The organism is Actinopolymorpha alba DSM 45243, assembly GCF_000373925.1.
Taxonomy (GTDB): Bacteria; Actinomycetota; Actinomycetes; order Propionibacteriales; family Actinopolymorphaceae; genus Actinopolymorpha; species Actinopolymorpha alba.
In genome coordinates this window covers 42,814-54,592 of sequence record NZ_KB892801.1, presented here as the reverse complement: position 1 = coordinate 54,592, position 11,779 = coordinate 42,814, and the positions used below count along the sequence as shown (strand labels likewise).

The 11,779-nt window shown below is 67.2% G+C and carries 7 protein-coding genes and 1 pseudogene; 5 read left to right on the top strand and 3 right to left on the bottom strand.

Features of this window, described 5'->3' with window-relative positions:
- Positions 1 to 393: 393 nt before the first annotated feature.
- Together cydD and cydC are read left to right on the top strand one after the other, a co-directional pair.
- Positions 394 to 2,061 carry a thiol reductant ABC exporter subunit CydD gene (gene cydD / locus B141_RS51015; protein WP_063828693.1) on the top strand — a complete coding sequence of 556 codons (1,668 nt, stop codon included), beginning with the start codon at positions 394 to 396 and terminating at the stop codon, positions 2,059 to 2,061.
- Complete coding sequence (gene cydC / locus B141_RS51010; RefSeq protein WP_063828692.1) at positions 2,058 to 3,884, top strand: thiol reductant ABC exporter subunit CydC; 1,827 nt, start codon at positions 2,058 to 2,060, stop codon at positions 3,882 to 3,884. The genes cydD and cydC overlap by 4 nt, the downstream gene beginning before the upstream one ends.
- A gap of 217 nt (positions 3,885 to 4,101) precedes the next feature.
- On the opposite strand, the gene B141_RS51895 is transcribed toward cydC, so the two are convergent.
- From B141_RS51895 to B141_RS0132805, 3 genes are all read right to left on the bottom strand, one after another.
- Positions 4,102 to 4,605, bottom strand: coding sequence for a hypothetical protein (locus B141_RS51895; RefSeq protein WP_020579425.1), 504 nt, complete (start codon positions 4,603 to 4,605; stop codon positions 4,102 to 4,104).
- Between the two features lie 46 nt (positions 4,606 to 4,651).
- Positions 4,652 to 6,358: an aa3-type cytochrome oxidase subunit I gene (gene ctaD, locus B141_RS0132810; RefSeq protein WP_020579424.1), complete on the bottom strand. Its 1,707-nt coding sequence runs from the start codon at positions 6,356 to 6,358 to the stop codon at positions 4,652 to 4,654.
- Between the two features lie 125 nt (positions 6,359 to 6,483).
- Entirely contained in the window at positions 6,484 to 6,948 is a 465-nt protein-coding gene (locus B141_RS0132805) for a DUF1707 SHOCT-like domain-containing protein (protein ID WP_020579423.1), read from the bottom strand.
- Between the two features lie 491 nt (positions 6,949 to 7,439).
- Between B141_RS0132805 and B141_RS52610 the strand changes: the two are divergent.
- The 3 genes and pseudogenes from B141_RS52610 to B141_RS0132790 all read left to right on the top strand — a co-directional run.
- Positions 7,440 to 8,009 (top strand): annotated as a pseudogene (locus B141_RS52610) (HNH endonuclease); the annotation flags it as partial.
- Between the two features lie 161 nt (positions 8,010 to 8,170).
- Complete coding sequence (locus B141_RS51885) at positions 8,171 to 9,154, top strand: HNH endonuclease (RefSeq protein ID WP_026257776.1); 984 nt, start codon at positions 8,171 to 8,173, stop codon at positions 9,152 to 9,154.
- Between the two features lie 782 nt (positions 9,155 to 9,936).
- Positions 9,937 to 11,778 (top strand): glycoside hydrolase family 15 protein, encoded by a 1,842-nt coding sequence (locus B141_RS0132790; protein ID WP_020579421.1) that lies wholly within the window; start codon positions 9,937 to 9,939, stop codon positions 11,776 to 11,778.
- The last annotated feature ends 1 nt before the right edge of the window (position 11,779 follow it).

Genomic DNA, 11,779 nt, shown 5'->3' with positions numbered 1-11,779 from the left:
GCGGGCAGAGGACCAGCCAGGCCACTCTGGGCGACGGCGCGGCGGCCCCGCACCCCATTTACCGCGCGCCGTCGTCGCTGGCGGCCGCGTGAGTGGCTGTGGCAGCGGCGGCGGATCTCTTCCAGAACTGGTACGGTCTGTAGCCCTCTAAGTACGTGAAGTGAATTGTCCATCCGCAGCGAGGTCCGGGCCACCACGGGGATGACGACGGCCGTCGCGCCGAGCATGATCACAGCGTTCCTTACGCTCCACCCGACTGACCCCGACCATCGACCCGGAGTTCGGCCGCACTGTGCACACCGCATCCGTATCGGCGTACCTTGCGCCGTTCCGGCCCCTATCAAAGATGGGGCCCGCCCCTGCCGCGACCCTCAGTCCGCCTGAGGCGGCCTGATGCGCCCCTTTGACCCCCGCCTGCTCCGGCATGCGCGGGCCGGGCGTGCTCACCTCGGCACCACGGTCGGCATCGGCATCGCTCAAGCCGGCCTCGTCCTCGCTCAGGCAGCGCTGCTGGCCACGATGATCAGCGCGGCGTTCCTCGACGACCGCGGACTCGCGGCACTCGCCGGGCCGCTCGGGCTGCTGGTACTTGTCGTCGCCGCCCGGGCGGGCCTGGCGTTCGCGACGGAGTGGGCGGCGCAGCGTACCTCCGCCGCCGTCAAGAAGGAGTTGCGTCAGCTTCTCCTCCACCACGTGGTACGCCTCGGACCCCGCTGGCTGTCCGGCGAACGCAGCGGTGAGTTGGCGACCCTCGCGAGCCGCGGCGTCGACGCGCTGGACGGATACTTCGCGCGCTACCTGCCGCAGCTGGTCCTCGCCGGCCTGATCCCGCTCGCCGTCGCCGGAACGCTGCTGGCGGCGGACCAGACGAGCGCGCTGGTCGTGATCCTGACCGTGCCGCTCATCCCGGCGTTCATGGTGCTCGTCGGTGTTGTCAGCAGGCGGCGCATGGATCGCCAGTGGACCACCCTGCAGGCCCTCGCGCACCATTTCCTGGACATCCTGTCGGGGCTCGGCACGCTCAAGGCGTTCGGGCGTTCCCGCGCGCAGGTCACCATGATCCGCAAGCTGGCCGACCAGCAACGCCGGGCGAGCCTGTCGACCCTGCGGTTGGCGTTCCTGTCGTCGTTCGTCCTCGAACTCCTCGCCACCTTGTCGGTCGCGATGGTGGCCGTGGGAGTGGGGCTGCGGCTGGTCGACGGTCAGCTCGACCTGCGGACCGCGCTGCTCGTCCTGATCGTCGCCCCCGAGGCCTACCTTCCGCTGCGGCAGGCCGCCGCGCACTACCACGCGAGCGTCGAGGGGCTGGCCGCCGCGGGCCAGGTCTTCGACGTACTCGAGCAGGACGCCGCTGGCGTCGGTCAGGGCACCACCGACCGCCGGCGGAGCGACCACGCTGGCGGGCCGGCCGCCGATCCGCGCAGTGCGCTCATCCGTCTGGACGACGTGACGGTGCTGGGCTCCGACCGCGCGCACCCGCTGCTCGACCGGTTGTCGCTGGAGTTCACGCCCGGGCAGGTCACGGGGCTGGTCGCACCCAGCGGAGCCGGCAAGTCCACGGTCCTCGGGCTCCTGCTCGGGTTCGTCACGCCGGACAGCGGGCGGGTCCTTGTCAACGGACACGACCTGGCCGACCTCGACCTCGACGCCTGGCGGGCCCGCGTCGGATGGCTGCCCCAGGACCCCGTGCTCTTCGCCGGTACGGTCGCCGACAACATCCGGCTGCGCCATCCGCAGGTCGACGACTCCACCGTCGCCGCCATCGCGCGAGCCGCCGCCGTCGACGTACCCCTCACCCTGGAACTCGGCGAGCGTGGGTACGGCGTGTCGGCCGGCCAACGGCGCCGGATCGCCCTTGCCCGCGCGCTCCTCAGCGACGCTCCCCTTCTCCTGCTCGACGAACCCACCGAAGGCGTCGATCCCGAGACGGAGGCGGCGCTGCTCGCGACCTTCCCGCGACTACTGGTCGGCCGGACCGTCGTCCTCGTTACTCACCGGCCCGGTCTGCTGCGCCTCTGCCAGCACGTCGTACGCCTCGACCACGTGGGGGTGGCGGCGTGATCGACACGAAGGACCTGTGGTGGCTGCTGCGGGCAGCGCGTCCTGAGGTCGTCCGCCTGCTCGGGGCCGCGGTCCTCGGGTCGGCCGCGCTGGGCTGCGCGATCGGGCTCGTCGCGACCGCCGCCTGGCTGGTCTCCCGGGCAGCCGAGCAACCGCCGGTCCTCGCCCTCGCGATCGCATGTGTCCGCGTCTTCGGCGTCGGGCGGGGCGTGCTGCGTTACTGCGAACGCCTGGTCAGCCACGATGCCGCGTTCCGCGTGATGGCGCGGACGAGGGTGGCGGTGTACGAAGACCTCGAGCGGGCGGCACCGGCCGGGCTGGGGCGGCTTCGCGGCGGCGATCTGCTGGCCCGCGTCGTGAGTGACGTGGACGCCGTGCAGGACCTTCTCGTGCGCTCGCTGCTGCCGGTAGCCGTCGCCCTGATCACCGGGGGCGCGAGCGTGCTGCTCATCGGCGTACTGCTCCCAGCGGCCGGCGTCGTCGTCCTCATCGGCCTGCTGGTCGCCGGTCTCGTCGCACCCGCGGCGGTCCTGGCCGCTGCTGGCCGGGCCGACCGGAGCCTCGCGCCCGCACGCGGTGCGCTGTCGGAGACGGTGGTGGAACTGCTGAACGGCGTGGCCGACCTGACCGCGCACCGGGCAACGGGACGTTGGCTCGACCGCCTTGACCGCCAGGACCGCGAGCTCACCGCCCTGGCGCAGCGGGCCGCCACCGGCACCGGAATCGCGGCCGCCGTGTCGACCGCCGCGCTGGGGCTCACCATGCTGGGCGAGTTGCTGGTCGGAATTCCCGCTGTCCAGTCCGGGCGGATCTCCGGCGTCGTTCTCGCCGTCCTGGTGCTCACCCCACTGGCGGCGTTCGAACTCACCGCGCCGCTGCCGCTCGCGGCGCAACATCTTTCCCGCGGTATGCGGGCCGTCGGGCGCCTTCGAGCGCTCGCCGACCTCCCGCGCCCGGCCACTCCGGGTGGCCACCTTCCGGTTCCCTTCGGATCCTTGTCGTTGGAGGTCAGAGGACTCACCGCCCGCTGGCCGGGCGCGGCGGCACCCGCCCTCCACGACCTCGACCTCACTCTCACACCGGGCCGGCGGATCGCGGTGGTGGGCGAGAGCGGCGCCGGCAAGAGCACCCTGGTGACGGCCCTTCTCGGGTTCCTCGCGCCGGAGTCGGGCCAGATCAGGCTCGTGGGCAGCGGCGGCTTTGGCGTCGACCTGGCCGACCTCGAGGACGGCGCGCGGCGGCAGGCGATCGCCGCGTGTACGCAGGACGCGCACCTGTTCGACAGCACGATCCGCCACAACCTCCTGCTGGCGCGTCCTGACGCGACCGAGAGCGAACTGGCGGAGGCCCTGCAGAAGGCGCGGATGTGGCGGTGGGTGGGCCGGCTGCCAAGCCGCCTTGACACTCCGGTGGGCGAGCGAGGAGTACGACTCTCAGGAGGTGAACGGCAACGGCTGGCCCTGGCCCGGGCGCTGCTCGCCGATCCCGCCGTACTCCTGCTCGACGAACCCACCGCCCACGTCGACGAGGCCACCGCGGACGCCCTCATGCGCGACCTGCTGGTTGCCACGCAGGGACGGACCACCCTGCTCGTCACACACCGGCTGGCCGGCCTCGGGGTCGTTGACGAGATCATCGTGCTCGCCGGCGGTCGGGTGATCCAGCGCGGCGCCCCCACCGAACTCATCCACACAGACGGGCCCTACCGCCGGATGTGGCTGCGGTCCGCGGCCAAGGACAACGTGCGGGCGGACGCGCCGACCATGCAGATCTCCAGCGCCCTCCTTACCCGCCACTCACCCCTGGCCACACCTGAGTTGTAGGGGCCGCGGGAAGCCGAACGGCGAGGCTGCTATTCCGCACGTCTCCGCCGCATCCGGCTGGTCGGGCCATGATCGTGAAGGATTTTCGTCGCTATCTGACCAAAATTCTTCTGTCTCACATTGCGTGCCCTGACTCCGAATGAGCTGGCGGAGGTGGCTCGGGCTGGGGCCGAGCCACCTCCGCCAGGTAAGGGCTGCCGGTTGGTCGTGGTGCTGGCTAGCTGGTGAGGTACATCTCGAACGCTTCACGCGCCAGCTGGGACACCGTCTTGCCGTCGCGGGCGGCGCGTTCGGCCGCCTTCGCGCGCAGGGCCGGCGGCGCGCGGAACGTCACCTGCGGCGAGCGCCCCTGCCCACCGAGGGACGGGCGGCCCCGCCCCGGCTTGGTCAGGGCAACCCGTACCCCGCCGGAGACCTCGCCTGGACGGTCAGCCCCCGTGGTGTCGCGCTGATCAGCGTCGGCGCCGTTCCGCTGGTCAGTTTCTGAACCGCTGCCATTCTGCTGGCCAGTTTCTGAACCGCTGCTATTCTGCTGGTCAGTTTCTGAACCGTTGTCGTTCCGCTGGTCCGACTCAGGAACGTCGGCCCGCACCTGCGTCGGCGGGTCAGCCTGCTCCTCGTCCTGCCGCCGCTGCGTCGGGATATGGCTGACCAGAGCACTGAGCTGCTCCGAACCTAGGTCAAGCCGAGTCCCCCCGCCAAGCGTGTACTTCTGGGTCATGCGTATTTCTCCCCCCTCAAGCAAAGGAACGCGACACGCCACTCGGCTATGTCATTCCCCCGCGTTCCTCTGACGTTCTTGCGCTGGTGTACTGCTCCAGCTCAAGCCTGGCAACTTCTGGATGGTGAAGATCGAACGCCGGGCTCTCCGTCCGGATGCGCGGCAGCGACGTGAAATTGTGTCGTGGCGCCGGGCAGGCCGTGGCCCATTCGAGGGAACGCCCCCATCCCCACGGGTCGTCCACCTCCACCCTTGGGCTCCGGCGAGACTGGACGACGTTGAGGAGGAACGGCAGGGTCGACATTCCCAGCAGGAAGGCTCCGATCGAGGACACGGTGTTGAGCGTGGTGAAGCCGTCCTCCGGAAGATAGTCGAATATTCGCCGCTGCATTCCTTCCGCACCAAGCCAGTGTTGTACGAAGAAGGTTACCTGGAATCCCACGAAGAGCGTCCAGAAATGAATTTGTCCGAGCCGTTCGTTCAGCATCCGGCCGGTCATCTTCGGCCACCAGAAGTAGAACCCACCGAACATCGCGAAGACCACCGTGCCGAAGACCACGTAGTGGAAGTGGCCGACCACGAAATAGGTGTCCTGGACCTGGAAATCCAGCGGCGGTGACGCGAGGATCACTCCCGTCAGCCCGCCGAACAAGAAGGTGACGAGGAAGCCGATCGCCCACAGCATCGGCGTCTCGAAGGTCAACGAACCTCGCCACATCGTGCCGATCCAGTTGAAGAACTTGATGCCGGTCGGTACGGCGATGAAGAACGTCATGAGCGAGAAGAAGGGACGGTAGACCGCGCCCGTGGTGAACATGTGGTGGGCCCACACCGCCATCGACAGCAGGGCGATCGCAATCGTCGCCGCCACCATGCCGATGTAGCCGAACAACGGCTTGCGGCTGAACACCGGGATGATCTCGGTAATGATCCCGAAGAACGGCAGAGCAATGATGTAAACCTCGGGATGACCGAAGAACCAGAACAGATGCTGCCACAGGATGGGCCCGCCGTGGCTGGCCTCGAAGACCTGGGCACCGAACCTCCGGTCGGCTTCGAGTTCGAGCAGGATCGCCGCCAGCACCGGGAACGCCATGATCACCATGACGCTGGTGATCAGCGTGTTCCAGGTGAAGATCGGCATCCGGAACATCGTCATGCCGGGTGCCCGCAGGCAGAAGATCGTCGTGATGAAGTTGACCGCGCCGAGAATGGTGCCGAGCCCGGACAGGTACAACCCCATCACCCACAGGTCCGCGCCGATCGACGGTGCGCGCGCCTGGCTGTTGAGAGTTGAGTACGCCGTCCACCCGAAGTCAGCCGCGCCCGAGGGCGTGAGGAATCCCGACAGGACGATCAGGCCGCCGAACAGGAACATCCAGTAGCTCAGCATGTTGAGCCGGGGAAAGGCGACGTCCGGAGCGCCGATCTGCAACGGCATGATGACGTTCGCGAAACCGACGAACAGCGGCGTCGCGAACAACAACAACATGATCGTGCCGTGAATGGTGAAGAGCTGGTTGTAGATCTCAGGGCCACTCCGGCCGGTGAGGATCTGCGCGCCTGGTAGCGCCAACTCGGCCCGGATAATCATGGCCATCACGCCGCCGACGAGAAAGAACGAGAATGACGTGATGAGATAAAGTTGCCCAATGACCTTGTGGTCAGTGGAGGTCATCCACCTGACCACCGTCGTGCCCAGGTTGCGCCGCCGACTTGCCGGCCGCGGCTCGGTGCGTGATCCGATCGCCATCGCGCATCCCCTGAACGTCGATCCCGGGGAATGCATGCCCGTGTCACAAAATGACAAACACGGGCGACATAACGATTTCGAAGGGCGTTGTCAGGCTAGGCCGGCGAGTGAGCGATATCGCCGACTCAGCCGCGGCTCCACCGGGCCATGTCATTCCGGCGCCGAAGAATGGCGTGGACGAAGAGGCTGAGTCCGAGCCAGAACATCGGAAACATGGGCCAAAAGTATGGAACTCCAGAAATGACCCATCGCTCGACCAGCATCACCGAGAGCAGCGTGACCACGACGGCATGGATCGCCAGCGCGCGGTTGTTCGTGGGGAACGCGGCCGGCCTCGCTGGCGTAGCCGGCGAGGGCGCGTCGACTCGGCTCGCCGCGTCTGGAGCGAGCCGCTCGGGCACGCCCTGGTCGGCCGGCAGATCCGCGACGAGCGGATCGAGGTCATGACGGAACCTGCTGGCGTACACGCCACCGAGGCGTTCGTCGGCCTCCTCCAGCGTCAGCCGTCCCTCGGCCGCAGCCGACTGGATCCGGCGTGCGAAAGCGTCGCGTTCGGCGTCGGAGGCCCGGATCGGGTGTTGGGTCGTCATGAGCCCATGCTCGCGCGCGCCGCGGGGGTCGGCATCAGCTTGCCGGATGCACTCGGCGTACGCCCTGGGGCGTACGCCCCCTCCGGCGGGGACTCCCAAAGAACGACCCGCACGACCAGGCCGCCGCCCGTCCTGGGATCGCCCGGACCTCACCCCGTGCGCGTGCACGACAGACCGGACGATCGACAACCCGAGCCCGACCCCCGGGCTGGCCTCGGCCCCGGATCCGAGCCGGTCAGGCGGCGCTCGGCATCGCGATCGGGATCGGGATCGGGATCGGGATCGCTGCCATGGTCGCGGTCGTCGGCATTTCCGCGTCCAGTCAGGCCCGGCTAGACTGGCTCCCGGCCAGGCTGCCGGCTGGCTGCCGCCCAGGGCTGAGGGTCCGGTCTGCGACCACTCAGGCAAAGAAGTGAATCTCCTTGTAAATAAGGGGTTTCGACGTCCTCGCCGGTTGCGAACCATGATCTTGATCGGCTAAATTCGAACACATGAGCGACGGCGATGGTGTGCGGATCTCTCCGCTCCCGCCCGGGTTTGCTGAGATGCTTCCCGGTCCGGAGTTGGTGGCCGCGCTTGCTGGCGTCGATCGGTCTGCCTGTAACGGGTTTGAGGTGGGGGAGCTGGTCCGCGCGGGTCGGAAGGTTGCTCGCTGGGCTGAGGCGTTGAGCCTTGGCGACACACAGATTCTGGCGCACTGCCCGCCCTGCTTCAAGGACGATGAGGCGGAACGCTCGTCTGTGCCGGAGCCACGCGCGGCTGAGCTGCTTGCGCCGATGTTGGGGTGGACCAACTACCGCGCTGATCAGTTCATGTTCATTGCCTTGGCCGTGACTGACTTGCCCAACACCCGGCAGGCCATGGAACGCGGGGAGTTGGAGTTCTCTGAGGTGCGGACGATCGTCGACCGGCTCGCTTCGCTCCCTCCGGCTGACCGCGCGGCGGTGGATGAGGCGATCTTCCCCGAGGTGCTGAAACTGCGGGGTGGGCTGTTGCGGCTCTATGTCGAAGCCGAAATCGTGAAGATCAACCCCGAGGCTGCGAAAGAGCGGCACAAGAGGGCTCGCGACGACCGGGGCGTGGCCGTCTACCCCGACATCGACAACGTCTCCATCCTCCGCCTCCACGGCATCCCCACGACCAAGCCGCCCAAGCCTGGGCATACCTCGACGCCATCGCCCGCACCGAGAAAGCACGCGGGGACGAACGCACCCTCCCGCAATTGCGCGCTGACATCGCCATCTCCATCCTGTCCGGCCAGGCAGACGTCCTCATCTGCGACAGCACACCCGAAGCCGGTAGAGAGGAAAACCCTCCCGGCGAAGACTGCACCTGCGAGAAGGACGACGGGGAGAACAGCGACGACTCCAGCGCCCGTCAAGGATCCTTTGACGACCCGCTCGACGAGCAGGACAACGCTGACAGCTCTTCCCAGGCCGACGCTGAACACGACTCAGGCAGCATGGCGGACGGGTGCCGGCACACCGGATGCGACCACGATCACCACCTTGTGGGGTGCCCGTGTGAGGACTGCAAGCCCGCCACCTACACGCATCCGTTGGACCGGCCAGCACGTCGACCCAGCAGCGACAGCGGGTCCCGCGAGAGGATCCCCGGCGAGGGCGACCTTGCCGAGCAGGAGATCCCGCTCGCGTTCCGGTCCTGGAAGGCGGCGATCAAGGCGAAGCTTCAGCTGAATGTGCCGATCACGACCCTGTTCGAGCTGGCGGAACGGCCAGCCGAGCTTGGCGGGTTCGGGCCCGTGCTCACCGAAGTAGCGCGGCGGCTGATCGCGAACCATCTCGACAACCCCGACGCGATGTTCGCCATCGGTATCACGCACCCGGTGACCGGGCAGTTGTTGAGCCTGCATCCGCTGTCGAAACGCTTCTTACGCGGTCTTCCGGCGGAGTTTGTGCAGTCACTCAACCAGCGCTGCACCTGGATGCTGTGTCGACGCCCAGCGATCTCCTGCGACCTTGACCATACGAAGGCTTACTCCGAGGGTGGCGAAACCTCGGTGAACAACGTGGCGCCACTGTGCCGCCGCCACCACCGAGTCAAAACCGAAGGCGACTGGAAAGTCGAACAAACCAGCCCAGGCCATTTCCAGTACACCGACCCGCACAGCCGGCAATACACGGTCACGCCACCACGCCTCACCGACCCCGTCGAACCCGACGATCCGGACCCGCCGCCGTTCTAGCTGGACCCGGGAAGATGCGGGACAGCAAACAAACCGGCAGGCTCGAGAACCCTTGAAAACAAAGGGTTATCGAGCCTGCCGGCGCGCTTCCATCACCGAGTCACCGAAAGCCCCGCGAGCGATCTCGCATAGACCAGTCCCAGGCCGTCCGGCCCGTGAGTCAACTGGCGGCTCGCCGTGGGGGCCCACCCAAACGCCCCCCTGTGGCGGCGGAGCCGAACGGCGGACGTTCTCAATAGGCCTCAGGGCGCACACCTTGCCTACCCGGATGCTGAGACATAAGGCCGCGCCTTCATCATGGCCCGCTGCTCCGGCGAAGTTGATCAACCGCGGTAGTTCCGGATGCTCACCGCTGCCGGCGGCCAACTGCGCCCAAGACAAGGGGATCCGACGAAGCACCAGACGTCAGCGGCCGGGAATCACAAACCCCGACTCCAACGGCGGAGCATGCTGGAGGAACAGACATCCGATGCTGCCCATGATCACGCATGACAGAGCATGGCCGCACCTGAGAGAACATGGTTAGAGGCGCAGGCATCAGGCGGAGAGGGGGCCGACATTGCTGTTCACCTGCGCCTCTGGCGCCTGAGCCTAGGCACCGCCCAACTGCCCCGTCAAGGCTTCCGAAGAAGTCAAAGTGAAGCCCAACAGAAGGCAGCAGAAACGAACCAATCGGCCACACAATCGCTTCATTTCATGAACTCAACGGTCCTAACCCGAACTGAACATTTGGTAGACACAAAGACAATCTATCCGTCTATGAGATAGCCCACCGCGAGCACATGATGAGTACGACACCCATCGCCGATTACGCGATTCTTTCCGATCGGCATTCCGCGGCCCTGGTCAGCCACCACGGCTCGCTCGACTGGTTGTGCTCTCCGAGATTCGACAGCCCGTCGATTTTCGCCCGCCTGCTCGACGACAATGCCGGCCACTGGTCGATCCGTCCCTCGGGATGGTTCGAGACGAGCCGACGCTACCTCGACCAGACGATGGTGCTGGAGACGACGTTCCACACCGGATCAGGGACGGTCGTTCTCACTGACGCGTTCGCGCTCGGCCACGACAATGCGGGGCACCGGCTCGGCGCCGACGTTCCACATCTGGTGATCCGTCGTCTTCACTGCACACAAGGCAGCGTCCCCATCCACATCGCGTACCACCCACGACCGGAATACGGCCTCATCAACCCCATCCTCACCGAGACAACGAGCGGCGTAACCGCCCGCACGGGCGCCCGCCTGCTGGTGCTCACCACGCCGGTCAGGCTCGACATCGGTCACGACGGGGCCGTCGCGGATGTCACCATCGATGCTGGTACGACGCTCTATTTTGGCTTGCACTGCTCGACTCTCGAGCAACCACCCGCTCGGGTCTGGGAGCAGGCCGAGCTCGCCGACCGGCTGGACTCCACCATCGCGGCCTGGCGCTCCTGGTCAGATCTCCACCAGGCCTACGTCGGACCGTGGCACCACCACGTCCACCACAGCGGGCGCGTACTCCAGGCCCTGACCTTCCAACCCACCGGCGCCATCGTGGCAGCCGCCACGACCTCCCTGCCGGAGGCGGAAGGCGGCGAACGCAACTGGGACTACCGCTACAGCTGGGTACGCGATGCGAGCCTCACCCTGGAAGCGCTCTGGGTCGCTGCCTGCCCCGACGAGGCGAACGACTTCTTCGCCTTCCTCACGGCCGCCGCCCCCTCGCTGAGCACGGAAAAGTGGCTTCCGATCATGTTCGGCGTGGGCGGCGAACGCGACCTGTCCGAACGCACGTTGCCACATCTTCGCGGCTGGAGGGGCAGCCGTCCTGTCCGTATCGGCAACGGCGCGTGGGACCAGCGGCAGATCGACGTGTACGGCGAGATTCTCTGCGCGGCCGATCGACTCGCGGACTACCTCACCGGCATCGACGACGAGACCCGCCGCTTCCTCGTGGACTGTGCGGACGCCGCCGCCGAACGTTGGCGTGAGACCGACCACGGAATCTGGGAGGTACGCAGCGCCCCCAAGCATTTCCTGCATTCGAAGGTGATGTGCTGGGCGGCGCTCGACCGCGCCCTCGCGCTTGGCCCTCTGCTCGGCGCAGCTGACCGGGTCGACACCTGGCGGAGAACTCGCGACGAGATTCGCCGCACTATCCTCAGGGATGGCTGGAATGACGAAGTCGGCGCGTTCACGCAATACTTCGGCTCCCGCGAACTCGACGCCTCCGCTCTCACCTTGCCCATCGTCCGTTTCCTGCCCGCCGATGATCCGCGCATGCTCAAGACGATCGACGCGATCAGTGAACGTCTCACCGACGACCAGGGCCTGGTCCACCGCTACCACACGCAAGGCGGGGTTGACGGTCTGGCCGGCGAGGAGGGCACCTTCCTCATGTGTACGTTCTGGCTCGCCCACACCCTCGCACTGTCAGGCCAGATTGATCGGGCGCACGCGGTCTTCGAACGCGCCGCCGCACATGCCAACGATGTCGGCCTGCTCGCGGAGGAGGTCGATCCCGTGAGCCACGAACTCCTCGGCAACTTCCCGCAGGCGTTCAGTCACATCGGTCTCATCAACGCGGCCTGGGAGATCAGCCAGGCGGAGAACGCCGCCGCGACCAACGAGCCCCGGTAAA

Excerpts from the sequence above, each read along its gene's own strand:
- B141_RS0132790 (WP_020579421.1), top strand. The coding sequence starts at position 9,937 with ATGATGAGTACGACACCCATCGCCGATTACGCGATTCTTTCCGATCGG.
- B141_RS51895 (WP_020579425.1), bottom strand. The coding sequence starts at position 4,605 with ATGACCCAGAAGTACACGCTTGGCGGGGGGACTCGGCTTGACCTAGGT.
- ctaD (WP_020579424.1), bottom strand. The coding sequence starts at position 6,358 with ATGGCGATCGGATCACGCACCGAGCCGCGGCCGGCAAGTCGGCGGCGC.
- cydD (WP_063828693.1), top strand. The coding sequence starts at position 394 with ATGCGCCCCTTTGACCCCCGCCTGCTCCGGCATGCGCGGGCCGGGCGT.
- B141_RS0132805 (WP_020579423.1), bottom strand. The coding sequence starts at position 6,948 with ATGACGACCCAACACCCGATCCGGGCCTCCGACGCCGAACGCGACGCT.